This is a genomic window from Glutamicibacter sp. 363 (assembly GCF_052379505.1).
Taxonomy (GTDB): domain Bacteria; phylum Actinomycetota; class Actinomycetes; order Actinomycetales; family Micrococcaceae; genus Glutamicibacter.
This window is the reverse complement of record NZ_JBQSYR010000005.1, coordinates 63,989-80,104: the sequence shown is the minus strand read 5'-3', so window position 1 is coordinate 80,104 and position 16,116 is coordinate 63,989. Positions and strand designations below refer to the sequence as shown.

The window sequence follows — 16,116 nt, the reverse complement described above, 5'->3', positions numbered from 1 at the left end:
GATTCGGCGCGTCTTTCACCGCGCCGAATCGATAACTTCTGCTACGTCAAAGAAGGACTTCAGCACGGGCCGATCCCCGCGTTGCTCTTTGTCGAATTGCAGGCCATCGACGTTTATTCGCATCTGCCGCTGGTAATCATCGCGTTGCTGCATCCATGCGGTGATGGTGCCGTCTACACCGTAGAAGTACATAAACCCTTCCTTCTTCAACAGCTCAAATCGTGCACCCGAGTATGACCCGGTGCGAGCGATATCTGAGCCAAAAGGGTAAATGAACTGATCGGTTTCGCCCAGGATTGGTTCGACTTCGTCCTTCCACAGCTTCATGTCACGTTTGAAACGGCCCAGGCTCACGGTTCCGGTTGCGATATGACCCCATGAATGAGAGGCGAAGACCCACCCTTCCTTTTTCATCGCCTCGGCGATTTTGGTTGCTTCTTCCCGGTCCTTTTTAAGATTCTTACTATCCGGATATTGGCTTTGCGAAGTCCGGTAGCCGAATACACCGTTATAGCCGGTCATGGCGATGATCCCGCGAGCATCCCGGTAGGAAAAATCCGGATGCTCGGCTACAAAGTCATCGAGCACTGTGGTCACGTCGTACGCGCCCACATGCTTCTTACCGTCACCGTCTACATATTCGTTTCGGACGTTGCCCTTCTTATCGAGCACCAGCCGGTCGGCGAAACCATCGCCTTCCATATATTCGTAGTAGCTCAGGTCATCAAGGGATAAGACGATGGGTTTTTTCCCGGCCGGAAGCATAATTTCCCGGTAGCTCATATTTTTCTTCTTATCGAGACCGGCGAAGTCAGCAGGGTTGACCAGCACGAAATCACGGCTGTGCAGCTCTTGGAGGATCGCTTCAAATTCCTTTTGCGTCACCATATAGTCCCGGTAGCCCTGTGCCCTATTGTCTTTATCGAAGGCGCGCTTCGGATCAACAACGAGCGAGTGGAAGAATAAGTGCGGAATCTGGTCGGGGTGTTCCCACGCAGAGGTGCCCTTCTTTTCAGATTCGAGACCCCGAACCAAGTCGTTGAGTTTGGCGCTAGGGTCTTCCTCCGCCAGTTTGATGGCGGCGTTGTAGTCGTACCCGTCGGCAAGTCGATTGATCTGGGCAAGGACGCCTTCTTCGCGTGCAGCTTCATCTGCAGCCTTTTGAGCCTCTACGGCTGCTTGAGACGCGCTACTAGCAGCTATTTCAGGGTCGACTTGGTCACTACAACCGGCCAATGCCAAGACGACTGTGGCCACTACCGCGATCTTGATGTGCTTCACTTCGCATCTCTCTCCTCGTAGCGGCTATCCCCATGGACGCTACGATTTCTCCTTGCCATCACCTTGTTTCCGACCTTACACATACTTATCTGGGGTTTGTACCCTTGGACGCAGTCGGCCGGGCAACAACTTGGCAACACTTTTCACTTCACAATTTCTCACATGAACCTTCAGGCTCGATGGCTTAGAATTGATAGGTTAGGCGTCGAAAGATCAAGGATGTACATGCAGCCCTCGCATCGCGCGAACAGCTTGTGGCTTCAGTCCCAGCAGTTCAGGAGTTCGGCAGCATATCGGCTTCTTACCGCGCAGCCTTGGGCTGTTGCCTTTATCCGATCAGAATTTACTGCGGACAAGCCACGTGTAGCCCTAGAACTTTTCCATGCTTCATTGGATTCGTTCTTGAAGCTCGCTCGCACCAGCGACGAACAGATTCCCCAAACGTATTCCGCCCAAGACTTCGCCGAGGTCTGGGTCAAGCAGGGAATCTTGGCCCGTCCCCTGATCGACGGGCGTTTCGTCTACGAACCGAGCGCACAGACCTTGCGTACCCTGCGTTTCCTCGCAGATTTTTCGGCTGACGACTCGCACCTGAACTCTTCTCGCTTGAATACCTTGCTGTCCTCGCTGGAGTCCTTAGCCCACGAGACAGATCCAGACCCTGAAGCGCGTATTCGTGCCTTGGAGTCACAGATTGCCATGCGGCAAGCGCAGATCAATGAACTGCGCACCGGTGATGCTCCTGCGGTGCTTTCGCGTGCCACCGCGCTGTCCGCGACTCGCTCGGTGCTTGACTTGGCTTCGAGCCTTCCTGCCGACTTCCGCCTAATGCGCGACGGGGTTCAGGAGATGTTGCATTCCCTACGGGAAGGCATCTTGGACGCGTCTACGGCAAAAGGCGTTGCGGTAGGCCAAGTCTTAGAAGCCGACCGCCAGCTCCGTTCAACCGCCGAGGGCGAGACCTTCCGGGGCTTCACGGAGTTCCTCAACTCTCCAGACGCGCAACAGCGTTTCCGCGCCGCACTTTCTGAAGTCCTAGAACGCAACTTCGTGGACGACCTCGATACTCCGGAACGCCAGATTCTGACCAATTTGCTTCGTGAGCTCCGACGTCAGGCAGCAGAAGTCCATACTTCGTACGGAAAGCTCTCCGAATCGCTGCATGCCTTTGTTCAGTCTGAGGACTACCAACAAGCACAGCTTCTGCGCCAGGCGGTACGTAGTGCTGAAGCGGCGATCGTGAAGTCTGTGACGCTCAGGCCACGCAGTGCTTTGGCTCCGCTTGAACTTTTCGCCCCACAGTTCATGACGCTTGCTGGCCTAGGCATCTTTGACCCGTCCGAGCATGTGGCCCCGCCGCCGTTGGCGGCAGCACCGGACTACAGCGCCTCCGATATCGTGCGCACCCCATCCACTCCGCAAGCGAATATGGCTTTCCTCCGTGAGTCGGTAACAAGCAAGCTTGGCCACCGCTCAGAGGATCGGCTCCCGCTCGATGAAATTTTCAATGATCTGCCCGAAGAGCACCGCCATCTGAATACCGTGCGTGCCTTGATCGAAATAGGCCGGACCAACGGCGAATCACTGAGTGAAACGGATTTGATGACCATCACCTTCCGGCAGATTGATGGTTCTGAACGTACAGCAATTCTTCCCGCCCTAACTTTCACGAAGGAGCCGCTATGACCAGCACAAATTCATATGCTGCACCCATCACCGAATCGCTCTTTGAGGGAGACCGCGGCAACTTCTCATTGGAGCTGCGGCAATTACTAGTACGTTTGCTACGCGGCCCCTACCTCGATGGGTCAACCGACCCGGCGGCTTGGCAGCTATTGCTAGACCAGCAGGAAGTAGTAGGAGCCTATGTTTCGGAAATTTTTCTGACCATCTCCATGGACACGGATCGAAAAATTGCGATGCTTACTCCAGCGCAAATCGATCAGGTGCACACCTCTCCGATTGCCCCGCGCCGCGCCTTGAAGCGCGACGAAACCTTGCTCGCGCTACGCCTGCGCCTACTGCTGGAACAGCATTCCGGCACCGGAACCGACGCAGTCCTTTCACGAAGCGCCATGCATGAGATCTTGGCCGAACATCGTAGTCCCTCCGATCGCGATGACAAACGCTTTGCCGAATCCTGTGACGCGGCAATTGCCCGGCTGAATTCCCTGCGCTTGCTCACCGGCACGGAATTAGCCGACGAATTCAGGATTTCTCCGGCCCTAGCGATGGCCCTGCCCATTTCACGAATCGAAGATATTCCCCAATATATCGCTGCGATCGATGCAAACGAATCGACGCTGAATCTGTCCGCCGACACTTCCGAAGAACTGTCCCTGGATTCAACCGACCTGGTGCAGGAGTAGCCGATGAGTATAGAAATGACCCTCCCGCTCGGTGGCGCCCTCAACCCGGGACAGCATCGGCTCTGCCGGATCCAGATCGTTAACTGGGGCACTTTCCACGGCCTGCACAACCTTGAAATTGATCGCGCTGGAACGCTGGTCACCGGACACCCCGGCGTGGGTAAGTCGACCTTGTTTGATGCCATGGGGCACATCTTCTTTGCGACCCCCAAGCTCAACGAGTCTGCAAACGATGCCGCAACTCGCGCCGATCGCCGCACCACCTTCTCCTACCTGCGTGGCCGCAAGTTCAAGACCAGCTCGGGCACCGTCTATCAGCGCCCCGGCGCTACATGGAGCGCCATCTTGCTGGGCTACGAGGATGGCCTGGGCAACACCGTCAGCATTGGCGCGGTTTTCGACCTGCCAGACGCAGGGTTAGAGAATCAGGTGTCCAAGCATTATCTGCTCAGTGAAGGCGCGCTGGATATTGCGGAGCTTGAACATCATGGGCCACGACGTTTTACCGTGTCTTCGCTGTCCAAGTCTTTGGAACCAACCGAGGCATTTGATACGCACAAGGCCTTCATCGAACGTGTCCGCCGCCGCCTTGGGGTGGAAAGCGACAAGGCTTTTGCCTTGCTTCGCACCTTGCAAAACGGCAAAGGGTTGGCGAAGGGTGTCAACCAGTTTTTCCGTCACGAGGTGTTGGAAGAACCCACCACGCTGAAAGCGGCAGCGGCGGCGGTGGAGGACTTCGCCCATCTGCGCGGCATCTACCGTCAATTGGATACGGCGCGCGCACAGCGCGATGTGCTGGCCCAGGTTCCAGAGCAGGATCAGGTTTATCGAACGCTCGCCCAACGCATCGGCGAGACCGAACAGCTGCTCAATAGCGATCTGCAGCAACTCGATGCCAAGGTCCGCCAGCATATTCTGCGCAACGACTTGCACCGTCATCAACGCGAACTAGCCGAGCTCAAGGAACAAGAAGCTGACATTCTGGCGCGCAAGAGCCGGACCGAGGGCCAGCTTCAGTCGCTCGCGGCGGCCCACGATTCCGCTGGTTCAGCCTCGCTGATGCTACTAGAGCGTGAGGCGGATGCGGCACGCAAGGCACTTTCGGAAAAGGAATCCGCGTTACGCGCGTTGCAGGAACAGGCGACCGCTGCCGGCTTGAACTTCGAGTTCAGCGCCACCGGGCTCGATGAGCTGCGCGGGAATGCCGCCCGGACCATGCAACAGCTGGCTTCCATCACCAAAGATGCGCAGACGGTTGAGTACGAGGCCATGGCCTCGCTGATGGCGCTGCGCAAGCGTGCAGAAGCATTGGACGAGCAGATTCGTTCCTACCAGCGCCGTGGCACGAATATCGATGACCGTTCAGTGGCAGCACGCAGAGCCATCGCATCGGCTTGTTCCTTGAGCGAAGAGCAGTTGCCCTTCGCTGGCGAACTGATGGATGTGGCCGCTGACTCGGCCATCTGGCGGCTGGCTGCCGAAAAGGCATTGCGCTCGCTGGCTCGCACCATTTTGGTGCCAGGCGAATTCCTCACCCAGGTAACGCACGCAATTGACGAACTCGACGGATTGGGTCGAGTACGTTGGGTCGATACGTCGGTCAAACCACGCGAAGCAGAAGCCGGACCGGCCGATTTGGTCAGCAAACTCGACTTTGCTTCAGGTGAAGCGGGAACCTGGCTGCGCACCAAGATCACCGCCGATTATCCGCTGGCCTGTGTGGAGAATGACGCGGCGATGCATGTGCATCCCAAGGCCATCACTCCCGCAGGAACCATCAAATCCGGTGCGGGTAGCTTTGAACGCGATACCCGCAGCGTCCCGGCCTCTGATTATCTGCTTGGTTTCACCAACGAATCCAAAATTTCGGAATTGCAGAACAAAGCCGAACGCCTCAAGGAACAGATCCTAAAAGCCCAGGATGCCGCCGATGAACGGACGGCAGCAAAAAACCAAGTCGTTGCGAAGTCTCAGCTGCTTGCGGCCATCGTTGCCGACGAACGCAATTTTGCCCAGCTAGATGCTTCAGCTGCGCTAGATTCCCTGCGTCGCAGCGAGCAGAAGCTCGGCGACGCACTGGTGCTTTCGGGCGATTCTTCGAAAATTCGCCAGCAGATCGAAAACGCAAAGGCAGATTCTGAGCAGTTGGTTGGCGACCTCGCGTTGGTGCGCTCGCGTATTGATGATCTAGAGCTACAGAACGAACGTGCGCAGAAAGTGCTCGCAACCACCGAAGGTGAGGATGCAAACGGCAACTGGGTCTCCGCTGTCCCTACTCATCTGCGTCACCATGCGATCCTTGGCCCGATTTTGGAACAGGTGGCTGCGGGCGATTGCCCGCCAGTAGATTCCATTGGCGAAGCCTTCGCCGAGGTCAAGGTGCAGCTAGGCGGCCAGCTCAACGATTTCTCCTCGCAACGCCATGAAGTAGGTGGGGCGCTAAGCGACACCTTCAAACGCTTTGCCCGAGAATTCGGTACCTCGCACGCGCAGACGCACGGAACAACTCCGGAAGCCGCCGAGCACTATGCCAAACTGCATGGTCAGATCGTTGCAGACGGATTGCCCCACCACGAAGCACAGTTCCGCGAGTACTTTGCCAACCGTTCCTACGAACGCTTCAGCGACCTGTTGCAGCTGCTTGACGAGGAACGCCGGATGATTTCCGAGCGAATCAAACCGCTAAACCAGATCCTTGCCGATGTCACCTTCGAACATGGCTCGATGCTGCGGTTGGAAGTTGAAAACTCGATTCCCGTTGAGGCTGGAACCTTCCGCAAGGAACTGAAGGCGGCATTAAATGACGCCTACACCACCAAGGAAGAAAGTACCCTGGCGAAGTCCTACCAGGCACTTGAAGCCCTAGTTTCCGCACTGAGCGATCCAGGCTTGAACGCCTGGCGGTCTACCGTGCTGGATGTTCGGCAACACGTGGTGATTAGCTGCAATGAGCACAAGCCGAACGGAGAGGTGGAGACCGGCCTGGAACCTGGCACGCTATCCGGTGGTGAGGGCCAGCGCTTCACGTCCTTCATCATGGGCGCAGCCCTGGCCTATCAGTTGGGCTTTGCCTCGGCGGGTTTCACTTCCTACGGCACCGTGATGATTGACGAAGCGTTCATCCAAGCGAACTCCGAATATGCGGCAGCTGGCATCCGTGCGCTGCAGGAGTTCGGTTTCCATCTGGTTCTGGCGGCGCCGGAAGACAAGATCGATTTGAGCCACCACCTGGGTTCCATTATCGATATCATCAAGCATCCGGGATCTAATATCTCCGGCTTCGTCACTACTGGTCGCTCCCCGGCGCTGGCCACCACCATTACGCTGCGTGGTTAGCGCGGCAAGACAACAGGCAGCACCCAGCCCTGCTCCCAGGAGCATTTCGGCAAATTAAACACGACGGGGTCGGAATAGTTGCTCATCAACTATTCCGACCCTTGCCGCATCATCAATTACTCGGTAGCGAGCCCCTCCACCGGAGATAGCTTCGCCGCACGACGTCCTGGTGTAATCGAAGCAAGCAACGCTGCCAGGAGGCTCACCAGCAGAACCGCCGCCAGCTGCAGCCATGGGATCTCGTAGCTCATACTTCCCACGCTGGACAAGGCGCTGTGCGCACCGAGCAATCCGTAGACCGCGCCGAGAATGAGTCCCAGCAAGGCTGCCACGCCACCGATCAGCACCGCCTCCGTGGCAAGCATGGAACGCAACTGCTTCTTCTTCAGCCCCAATGCGCGCAGCAGGGCGTTTTCCCGGGTGCGTTCGAGCACCGACAGGCTCAACGTGTTGGCCACGCCGATCAATGCGATCAGCACGGCTACGGCAAGCAGACCCGAAACGATCATCAGCAACACGTCGATAATCTGGGAGAACATTGCCTTCTCCGTCACGCCGCCGGAAATCATCGAATTTTCAACACCCGCGACATCCGCAATGGATTCCACCAGCTCAGTGACCGCCCCATTGGAGAGCGACGGATCAACCTTGATCGCTACCCCGGACATCCCCTCCTTGTCGGAGATGCCTAGTTTGGCTGCGGTGTTTTCGGTCAATGTGTTCGAAACGAAGCTTGCCGAAGTAGTTCTGAGCTTCACCGGCTGACCGTTGACCGTCGCGTGGTCCGCCTCGATCTGCCACCAGGTCGAAAGCAATTCGCCATCTCGTGGAACGATCTGCTCGTCATGGACTACCGATGCGTACGACTCCGGGTCGACAACCATCGCGTACTCTTCGCTCGAGGAACCGTCGGGGAATTCGGTGGCAACGGTGCGCATGGTGTACGCCGACACGCTTTCAACGCCCTCCAGCTCGGCGAGCTTAGGCGCCACGGAGTCACTAGTCAAAGTGTCTTGAGCCACCGTCAAGTCGATCGGGTATTCGCCGCTGATGCTCCCATTCAAGGTGGCCTTGGCACTCTGCCCGCCGACCATGATCATCGAGACTAGCGTGACGCCGATCAGCAGCGCGGTGGCAGTAGCGGTGGTGCGTCCGGGGTTTCGAACGGCGTTGAGCGAAGCCAGCCTGCCAGCCACCGAGCGACCGGTCATCAGCTTGCCGATACCGAACACCGTGGCCGGAACAAACAACGAGGCCAGCATCAAAATGCCGGGGAAGGACAACAGCCCACCGGCGAAGGCAATCAGCAGCTCGGAATTGAGTGCTCCATAGGCTAGCAAGGCTGCGCCTGCGAGCGTCAGTAACGAGCCGAAGATGATGCGTACGAGGCCTGCACGGTTCTTGACGCTGGCCGCATCAAATGGGCGCAAGGCGGCAAGCGGGGCCAGGCTCATGGCTCGACGCGCCGGCAGCCAGGCAGCCAGAACAGTCATCACGATACCGACGGCCAAAGGAATAATGATGCCGCGAGCATCCACGGCCAAAGTTGCGTAGGACATTTCAGGTACTAGATTTCGCAGCAGCTGAATCAGGCCTGCCATCAGTGCCACGGCCAGAGCTACACCCACCACCGAAGCGATAACGCCGATCAGCAGCGCTTCGATCAGCACCGAGCTGCGGATCTGTGCGCGTTTGGCACCCAGGGTGCGCAAGAGCGCCAGCTCGCGGGTGCGTTGCGCGATGACTACCGAGAAGGTATTCATCACCACCAGACCGGTGACTATCAGCGCGACCAAGGCAAAGACCAGCAAGATGATGGTCAGCTGATCGGTTCCTCCGGTCATGCTTGCCACGTCGTCGAGCACCTGTTCGTCGGCGGTGTTGACCACCACATCGACCAAGTCCTTGCCATGGAAATACTCGGCCACTGCGGCTTGGGTTTGAGCGACGTCCTTCTCTGCATCGATCACCAGCCTGTTCAGCTGGGCATTCTCGCCTGCAAAGCGTTCCCAAGCGTCTTCTTGCATGGCGAGCTGGGCGAAGGACGAAGACATCGGATCGGTGGTAGTCTCCACGATTCCGACGACTTTCAATTCACGCATCTTCGCGTTATCCTCCATGCTCGACAACGCGACGGTGTCGGCAACTGAGAGGCCCATCTGCTCGGCATGCTCCTGGTCGATCACGACCTCATCGGCGCCCAGCGGGGCACGTCCCTCGAGCATCGACATACCCGAGAGCTTATTTTCTGCGGAGATGGGTTGCAGCATTACGGTGTAGCCGTTGTCGCCGGTACGCAATGCTGCGCCCATGACTCCGTCGCCATAAACCCCTGAGACTTCGGGAAGATCACGGATTTCACGGACCGTATCCATGCTCAGCATGCTCGTGTCGCGATCGTTGGGTGTTAGCTCCCAATCGACCGAGGCCACCAGGTCGGCGTTCTTATATGAGTCGCCCAAGCTATTCTTTAGCGTTGCACGCGTAGAGGAATCCACCGCGAGGGTGGCGCCAAGGAAGGCCGTGCCAATGGCGACGGCCAGGAGCACGGCGATATACCGTCGCGCATAAGTTTTAATGTTCGCTATTGCTACCTGAAGCATGATCCTACTCCGCTAGGGAGGCGAGAGCCTCGGTGACGCTGGCTACGGTGGGGTCTTCGAGCGAACCGACGAGGTTTCCATCCTTCATCAGCAATACGGTGTCCGCGTAGGATGCTGCAGCCGGATCGTGGGTGACCATGATGATGGTCTGTCCCATTTCGCGGGTGGAGGTGCGCATCAAGGAGAGCACTTCAGCACCGGTTCGAGAGTCCAAGTTGCCGGTCGGCTCATCGCCGAAGACGACTTCAGGGCGGGTGAGCAATGCACGAGCTACGGCTACGCGCTGCTGCTGTCCACCGGAAAGCTCGTGTGGTTTGTGCGTCAGCCGGTCACGCAGACCCAACGAATCGATGACGACGTTGAACCATTCACGGTCGTGCTTCTTGCCGGCTAAGGACAGCGGCAGCAAGATGTTGTCCCTGGCATTTAATGTTGGAACGAGGTTGAAGGATTGGAACACGAAGCCGATCTGCTCGCGGCGCATAGTGGTCAGCTGGTCATCGTTGAGTTCGGTAAGGTTCTTGCCACCGATGATGATTTCGCCAGAATCGGCGTTGTCCAAGCCCGCCGAGCAGTGCATCAGGGTCGACTTGCCAGAACCTGAGGGTCCCATGATTGCGGTGAAACGGGAACGGGCAAAGGCCACATCCACTCCGCGCAAAGCTTCGACTCGGGTGCTGTCACGACCGTAGCTCTTGCTTAGTCCTCGAGCTTGGACTGCATAGTCGGTTACCTGCTGTGTTTCAGTTGTCATGCATCAATTATATAAAGCTCCTAGCCAATTGAGGATCGGTCAGAAGGTTTGCATCTACGCTGCGGGAGTCATACCACGGGATGAGAGAGCCTCCCGGTACCCTCATCCCGTGCACGGTCACGAACGCCTAGCACTGCGAATGGTAGTCCGAGTCGCGGTGGCTTCGGGGTTCGATCTGGAAGGTTGAATGCTCGATGCTGACCTCAAAATGATCCGCCACGCACTGTTGAAGTTCACGCAGCAGTTGACCGGCCGCACCGGCCGTGAACATGTGGTCCTCGGCGACAATATGCGCGGTGAGCACCGGAAGGTTCGAGGCAATTTGACTGGCGTGCAGGTCGTGAACGGCGATCACGCCCGCCTGTTCTTCCAAGTGCCGGCGTACCGATTCAAGGTCCAACCCACGGGGCGTTGATTCGAGCAAGATATGCGTCGTCTCCCCCAGAAGCTTCACGGCGCGTGGCACGATCAGCGCGGCAATGACGAGCGCTGCGACCGAGTCCGCGCTCGCCCATCCGGTGAAATGGATTGTCAGCGCGGCAATAATGACCGCTACGGATCCCAGTGCGTCATTCATGACCTCGAGGAACGCAGCGCGCATGTTCAGATTGGCCTCGCGCCCCGCGGAGATGATCCACATGGCTAGGAGATTTCCGGCCAAGCCGACGATACCGAAGATCAGGAGGCCTTCGGCGTGCACCTCTGCCGGTACAAAGAGGCGACGAACCGCGTCGATGGCCGCGTAGATGCCGACGGCGAGCAACAGTGCGGATTGTAAGGTCGCGGAGAGCACCTCGGCGCGGCGGAACCCCCAGGTGCGTTTGAGTGTGGGCTTGCGCTGAATCAGATTGGCTGCGGTCAACGCAAGCAAGAGCCCCACCGAGTCGGTCAGCATATGGGCCGCGTCGACGAGCAAAGCCAGCGAGTTGGTAACTAGCGCGCCAATAATCTCCGCGAGCAAGATACTCACGGTAATCGCAAATGCCCATGCCAGCCTGGTGCGGTTCACATTTGAGTGGTCATGTTCATGGCCATGGCCAGAAGTGTGCTCATGCCCCATGCCCTAGGCCTCCAGAGATTGGTGCGGGTGAGCTTCGTGCCATCGATGACCGCTGGCGCTGGAACTTGCCAACTTCTCCGCTTGGGTGAGAATCATTGTCAGTTGCGTGGTCTCAGTAAGGGAATAGAGACTTGCACGTCCCTGCGTGCGCACGGAAACGAGATCGCTTTCGCGGAGGCAAGCCAGATGAGCGCTGACGGTGCTTTGCGCTAGCCCAAGGTGTTCGGTCAGCTCTTTGACCTTGTGTTCACCTGTTTTGAGATGCACCAGGATGAGCAACCGCGTGGGGTCAGCTAGGGCGTGGAACAACGCTGCCATTTTCATGCGTTGAGTTGCTCCAAGCTTTGCATCGACAAAAGACTCTATTATCGCCATATGACGATAATAGCTCGAGCTTCTGCAAATGGCCGTTTATGACTCTGCGTCCTCGATACGCAAGTGGCATGATGATTTCATGAGTGAAGATTTAGTTATTGGTGCAGACGGGTTGGCCCGCCCGCAATGGGCCGCAAGCAACGCGCTGCTGCGCGAGTACTACGACACCGAATGGGGCATGCCTGTCACCGGGGAACAAGCCCTGTTTGAACGACTCAGCCTAGAGGGCTTCCAGTCAGGTTTATCGTGGGCCACAATTCTGGCCAAGCGCGAAAACTTCCGTTCCGCCTTTCAGGGATTCGACCCGCAGTTGGTCTCGGCCTACGGTGAGCAGGATTACGAGCGACTCATGGACGATGCCGGTATTGTCAGAAATAAACTCAAGATTCGGGCAACCATCGCCAACGCTCAGGCGACGCTCGCATTGCGTGACGATGGAGGCCTGTCCCAGCTGATCTGGTCTTTCAAACCTGAAAGCACCCCGTTCCCACGCACCTTGGCTGAAATTCCCACGCAGAGCCCGGAGTCCAGCGCGCTGGCCAAATACCTCAAAAAGCGTGGCTTTAAGTTCGTTGGCCCAACGACTATGTTCGCGCTAATGGAGGCTATTGGGATCGTTGATACGCACCTAGTCGGCTCACATCGCCGCGGCACCTCTGGCGTCTGGCCAGCCTAGATGAAGTTCACGGTTCCAGTGGACGGAGTTCTGGATGCCTCGCACGCACTCTCGGTCCTGGCTATCCATTCATTGCCGAATCAGGAGCGGCTGGATCGCGAAGCGTCGAGCGTCGTCCGCGTGCTACGCATCGATGATCAGCTCCACGAACTCAAAATACTGCTCGGCACCCACGAGGCCACGGTGCACACGCAAGCCCCAGAATCGCTGCACCCCAGACTCGCCAAGATCATTAGCACCTGGCTAGGCCTAGCTGACTCGAATGAGCTCAGTTATCAGCAACTGGCCACCATCAGTGCCCTGCAGCCAGCATTGGACAACTTCCCGAACCTGCGGCTTATCAGCTACCCGGACCTCTTTGAGGCGCTCGCCACGACAGTTCTAGGGCAACAGATCTCAACGAGCGCAGCCCGAACCCTCGCCACCCGATTCGTCGAAGCGCTCGGAGAACTTCACGCCTGCGGACTGCGGGCGTTCCCCGATGCGCACGCCACCGCGCAACTAACCGCCGAAGAACTCCAGCAGGTGATCCGCTGCCCGCTTTCCCGCGCAGAGACGCTTCTCCGGGTCGCCAAGTGGTTTATTCACACCGGCGGGCGTCTAGCCGAAAACCATGACGAGTTCCTCAGCAGCCTGCTCGCCCTGAAAGGCGTTGGCCCCTGGACACGGGACTATGTTGCATTGCGTGGCTTACGTCAGAAGTCCATATTCTTGGATACGGACTTAGTAGTGAAACGGGCCATGCGCCAGTTGCGCATCCCAGACATTGAATGCCTTCAGCTTCCAGAAGGCGCTAGATCACTGGCCACCGTCTTGTTGTGGGCCTTCGAAGCAAACAAAAATTGAGACGCACCGACAGATTCTAGGCCGATACGTCTCAATTTTGCGGTTCGGCTGATTGAGCAAGCCAGCTGATCCCCTGTTTACAATTTTCCTGGTACCGCCGGCAACTACTGCATGGTGAGTAAGCCACGTGGTAGCAACCGAACGATCCCCGTCGATCAAATTGCTTGCCTTCCCCGTCCACACACGGGGTAGGCATTGACCTTAGCTTACGGCAAATTCAGCCAATAACGTCAAGCATCAATGATCATATTTCCGATTATTAAGCTTAGGGGTGCCTAATTAACCGAACTTGCAGTTCACGGATCATTTGCACTGCAGGCCCAAGGCTCCATCCAGGCCAATTGCGTTCGGGCTACTCGTTGAATATTTGACCCACGGGCGTCCGCTTTTCAGCTTGGAATACATCTTCCGCGCGGCCAAAAGCCCAGTAGGCCGACAGCGACATATCCCGACGGTCCACGCCACGCTCGTCATAGAAATAGGAGCGCAGTGCCTTCATCACCTCACGCTCGCCATGCGCGAAAACTTGCACCCGTCCGCCCGGCCAAGGGTGCTGGCGCACTGCCGACTCAAGGGTTGAGGCCTCCGGGGTAAACGCCGCGCCGCGATGGATCCAGCGGATATCAACACCACGGGGTGCGCGCATTTCAATTTCGTCCCCTGCGCCTTCGACCTCAATGAGCACCTGCCCCACCATGTCTTCACGCATGGCCTCGAGCGATGCCGCGATCGCAGGAATCGCAGTCTCATCACCTACGAGGAGGTGGAAATCGAATTCGCCCTTGGGCTCATACATGCCACCGGGGCCCGAGAAGCAGACAGAGTCGCCGATCTTCGCATCACGCGCCCACGGTCCGGCCAGCCCATCGCTTCCATGGACGACAAAGTCAACTTCAATAGTGCCCGCGGCCGCATCGGAACGGCGCACCGTATACGTCCGGCGCACCGGCATATCTTCTCCGGGCAGCCGTTCGCGCAATTCATCCATGTCGTAGGGTAGCGTCAAGCCCAGCTCCGGCTTGGCGAAAAGTATCTTGATGTAACGGTCTGTCGCTGATTTGTCGACGAAATTCTCAAACCCAGGGCCACCAAAGGTGAGGCGAACCAGGTGTTCCGAAATTTGCTGCCGCTTAACAACCTGCAAAACAACTTGCGGGCGCACCGGGCGCCCACCCTCTGCTCGTGCCACAAAAACACTTCCTAACTGAATAAGACTAGATAGACCTACCCTAATTCATTTACAGCCCACCAGTTATCGCGCGAACGTCGATGGACCTTCCAACACAGCCAATGATTCACGCTCCGCGATGCTCAAACGTTGCACGCGTGAAGTTAATGGGTCAAAATAGGCCAGCGTTGTCGAGGCCTTTACGCAGACGTGGCCCTCCACAGGATCTCGGAATTCATAACAAATATCAAAACTCGCAGGCTTGATATTCGCTACCCACAGATCGACTCTGACCGGAACATTCCGATATTCCAGCGGCCTGGAGTAGCGCACGCGATGCTCAACAACAAGGATCTGCACCCCATTGGGGACCGCGGAGAATATATCCACCTTAGGCTTGGAACCTGGTGCGCCCGTTCCGCCAGGTACGCCGAAGCCAGCGATTCGCGCCTCTTCCATAAGCCGAATCAGATTGACGTTGTTGACATGTCCATATGCGTCCATGTCGCCCCAACGCATGGGTACTTCTACGCACAGTACCGAGCCGGACATTATTTTTCCTCCCCCAAGCGATCATCGGGACGAATCACATCATAAGCAGCTAATTGCTCTAGGATCTGGGACCCGTCGGGCTCGTAGCTCCAGCGAATGCCTGGTGTCGTGCGGCGCAAATCAGTTGAACGCCCACCGGCGAGCACCGCTTCGGAGGGCGTCAATTGACGGATGACTATCGTGTGCACATGCTCCGGGTAGCGCCGGGCAAACTCCGCGTAAATCGTCGGATCATGCTGCCCGTCGTCTCCGATAAGCATCCACTCAATGTTTGGAAATTCCACAGCGAGCCTGCGCAATTGGTCAACTTTATGTTGCATACCGCTACGGAACCAGCCTCGGTCGGTTGGCCCCCAATCGGTCAGAAGCAGCGGACCCCGTGGATACAAATTGCGCGAGATGAATCGTTCCAGAGTCTGCGCAACATTCCACGCACCGGTAGAAAGATAAATTGTTGGGCTCGTCGGGTGCTCCGCCAAAACGCGTTGCATCATCACCGCCATACCCGGCGTCGCGACGCGGGCATGCTCCGAAAGCACGAAGGAATTCCACGCGGCGAGCAGTGGCCTAGGCAGCGCCGTCACGACAACCGTGTCATCCACATCGCTAATGATGCCGAAACGTTGCGTCTCGTCGATGACGAGAATCTGCGCGGTGGCGGATTGCCCATTGTGGGCAGTGATTTCAATATCGTTCCAGCCAGCTGGCAGATCCACCGAAAGTTTGACATCTAGGACGCCGCCGCGGTCCGCGAGGACTTCGAACCGCTTTCCGTCAGCAAGCACAGTGACTTTCCCAAAAGGAAGTACCGCCGAGGTGAAGTTGCGGAACCCTCGGATCCCATCTTCGACAACCTTGGCATGGTGCTTGCCACCCTCGAACGCGCCGGGTTTAGCCATGACCACGCGAGCGAGAACCCGCACCCATCCGCCTTTTTTGGCCGCATATCCGTACCCGTTGTAAGGAAGGATAACCGGACCCAATCCCTTGTCGATGGCACGGCGTGCTCGCCATTGCAGGACATGGTCCTCAAGTCGCGAGGCTACGTGGCGTGCGACCCTATTACTTGCTGCATGGCTCATGTTAGTAGTCTTTC

General features: G+C 57.4%; 13 protein-coding genes. 5 read left to right on the top strand and 8 right to left on the bottom strand.

Annotated elements, in window-relative coordinates:
- Positions 1-15: 15 nt before the first annotated feature.
- A complete protein-coding gene (locus ACT3UA_RS04530) occupies positions 16-1,281 on the bottom strand; it encodes a polysaccharide deacetylase (protein WP_096289124.1) in 1,266 nt (421 codons plus the stop codon).
- A 219-nt stretch (positions 1,282-1,500) separates the two neighbouring features.
- Here ACT3UA_RS04530 and ACT3UA_RS04525 point away from each other — a divergent pair, with 219 nt between their 5' ends.
- The 3 genes from ACT3UA_RS04525 to ACT3UA_RS04515 are packed head-to-tail and all read left to right on the top strand — an operon-like array spanning position 1,501 to position 6,986.
- The gene (locus ACT3UA_RS04525) at positions 1,501-2,967 is read left to right on the top strand and encodes a DUF3375 domain-containing protein (protein ID WP_308727264.1); all 1,467 of its coding nucleotides are present in this window, start codon (positions 1,501-1,503) and stop codon (positions 2,965-2,967) included.
- Positions 2,964-3,650 carry a DUF4194 domain-containing protein gene (locus ACT3UA_RS04520; protein ID WP_096289126.1) on the top strand — a complete coding sequence of 229 codons (687 nt, stop codon included), beginning with the start codon at positions 2,964-2,966 and terminating at the stop codon, positions 3,648-3,650. Before ACT3UA_RS04525 ends, ACT3UA_RS04520 begins: the two co-directional genes overlap by 4 nt.
- 3 nt (positions 3,651-3,653) lie before the next feature.
- Complete coding sequence (locus ACT3UA_RS04515; protein ID WP_096289129.1) at positions 3,654-6,986, top strand: ATP-binding protein; 3,333 nt, start codon at positions 3,654-3,656, stop codon at positions 6,984-6,986.
- Between the two features lie 116 nt (positions 6,987-7,102).
- On the opposite strand, the gene ACT3UA_RS04510 is transcribed toward ACT3UA_RS04515, so the two are convergent.
- The 4 genes from ACT3UA_RS04510 to ACT3UA_RS04495 all read right to left on the bottom strand — a co-directional run bounded on the left by ACT3UA_RS04510 (position 7,103) and on the right by ACT3UA_RS04495 (position 11,778).
- A complete protein-coding gene (locus ACT3UA_RS04510; protein WP_096289131.1) occupies positions 7,103-9,589 on the bottom strand; it encodes an ABC transporter permease in 2,487 nt (828 codons plus the stop codon).
- A 4-nt stretch (positions 9,590-9,593) separates the two neighbouring features.
- Positions 9,594-10,343 carry an ABC transporter ATP-binding protein gene (locus tag ACT3UA_RS04505; RefSeq protein WP_444615643.1) on the bottom strand — a complete coding sequence of 250 codons (750 nt, stop codon included), beginning with the start codon at positions 10,341-10,343 and terminating at the stop codon, positions 9,594-9,596.
- A gap of 127 nt (positions 10,344-10,470) precedes the next feature.
- Positions 10,471-11,403, bottom strand: coding sequence for a cation diffusion facilitator family transporter (locus ACT3UA_RS04500; RefSeq protein ID WP_096289135.1), 933 nt, complete (start codon positions 11,401-11,403; stop codon positions 10,471-10,473).
- Positions 11,404-11,406: 3 nt separating this feature from the next.
- Positions 11,407-11,778, bottom strand: coding sequence for an ArsR/SmtB family transcription factor (locus tag ACT3UA_RS04495; RefSeq protein ID WP_096289137.1), 372 nt, complete (start codon positions 11,776-11,778; stop codon positions 11,407-11,409).
- 79 nt (positions 11,779-11,857) lie between these two features.
- Between ACT3UA_RS04495 and ACT3UA_RS04490 the strand changes: the two genes are divergently transcribed.
- Both ACT3UA_RS04490 and ACT3UA_RS04485 read left to right on the top strand, forming a co-directional pair.
- Positions 11,858-12,454 (top strand): DNA-3-methyladenine glycosylase I, encoded by a 597-nt coding sequence (locus tag ACT3UA_RS04490; RefSeq protein ID WP_096289275.1) that lies wholly within the window; start codon positions 11,858-11,860, stop codon positions 12,452-12,454.
- Positions 12,455-13,300 carry a DNA-3-methyladenine glycosylase family protein gene (locus ACT3UA_RS04485; RefSeq protein ID WP_096289139.1) on the top strand — a complete coding sequence of 282 codons (846 nt, stop codon included), beginning with the start codon at positions 12,455-12,457 and terminating at the stop codon, positions 13,298-13,300. It abuts the gene before it with no gap.
- Positions 13,301-13,652: 352 nt separating this feature from the next.
- Here the strand turns inward: ACT3UA_RS04485 and ACT3UA_RS04480 are convergent, their stop codons facing one another.
- The 3 genes from ACT3UA_RS04480 to ACT3UA_RS04470 form a co-directional block, all read right to left on the bottom strand.
- A complete protein-coding gene (locus ACT3UA_RS04480; RefSeq protein ID WP_258134015.1) occupies positions 13,653-14,462 on the bottom strand; it encodes a siderophore-interacting protein in 810 nt (269 codons plus the stop codon).
- Positions 14,463-14,552: 90 nt separating this feature from the next.
- Complete coding sequence (locus tag ACT3UA_RS04475; protein WP_096289143.1) at positions 14,553-15,020, bottom strand: acyl-CoA thioesterase; 468 nt, start codon at positions 15,018-15,020, stop codon at positions 14,553-14,555.
- On the bottom strand, positions 15,020-16,102 hold the full coding sequence (locus tag ACT3UA_RS04470; RefSeq protein ID WP_096289145.1) for an App1 family protein: 1,083 nt from the start codon (positions 16,100-16,102) through the stop codon (positions 15,020-15,022). The genes ACT3UA_RS04475 and ACT3UA_RS04470 overlap by 1 nt, the downstream gene beginning before the upstream one ends.
- Positions 16,103-16,116: the final 14 nt, after the last annotated feature.

Excerpts from the sequence above, each read along its gene's own strand:
- ACT3UA_RS04525 (WP_308727264.1), top strand. The coding sequence starts at position 1,501 with ATGTACATGCAGCCCTCGCATCGCGCGAACAGCTTGTGGCTTCAGTCC.
- ACT3UA_RS04520 (WP_096289126.1), top strand. The coding sequence starts at position 2,964 with ATGACCAGCACAAATTCATATGCTGCACCCATCACCGAATCGCTCTTT.
- ACT3UA_RS04515 (WP_096289129.1), top strand. The coding sequence starts at position 3,654 with ATGAGTATAGAAATGACCCTCCCGCTCGGTGGCGCCCTCAACCCGGGA.
- ACT3UA_RS04510 (WP_096289131.1), bottom strand. The coding sequence starts at position 9,589 with ATGCTTCAGGTAGCAATAGCGAACATTAAAACTTATGCGCGACGGTAT.
- ACT3UA_RS04505 (WP_444615643.1), bottom strand. The coding sequence starts at position 10,343 with ATGACAACTGAAACACAGCAGGTAACCGACTATGCAGTCCAAGCTCGA.
- ACT3UA_RS04500 (WP_096289135.1), bottom strand. The coding sequence starts at position 11,403 with ATGGGGCATGAGCACACTTCTGGCCATGGCCATGAACATGACCACTCA.
- ACT3UA_RS04495 (WP_096289137.1), bottom strand. The coding sequence starts at position 11,778 with ATGGCGATAATAGAGTCTTTTGTCGATGCAAAGCTTGGAGCAACTCAA.
- ACT3UA_RS04490 (WP_096289275.1), top strand. The coding sequence starts at position 11,858 with ATGAGTGAAGATTTAGTTATTGGTGCAGACGGGTTGGCCCGCCCGCAA.
- ACT3UA_RS04485 (WP_096289139.1), top strand. The coding sequence starts at position 12,455 with ATGAAGTTCACGGTTCCAGTGGACGGAGTTCTGGATGCCTCGCACGCA.
- ACT3UA_RS04475 (WP_096289143.1), bottom strand. The coding sequence starts at position 15,020 with ATGTCCGGCTCGGTACTGTGCGTAGAAGTACCCATGCGTTGGGGCGAC.
- ACT3UA_RS04470 (WP_096289145.1), bottom strand. The coding sequence starts at position 16,102 with ATGAGCCATGCAGCAAGTAATAGGGTCGCACGCCACGTAGCCTCGCGA.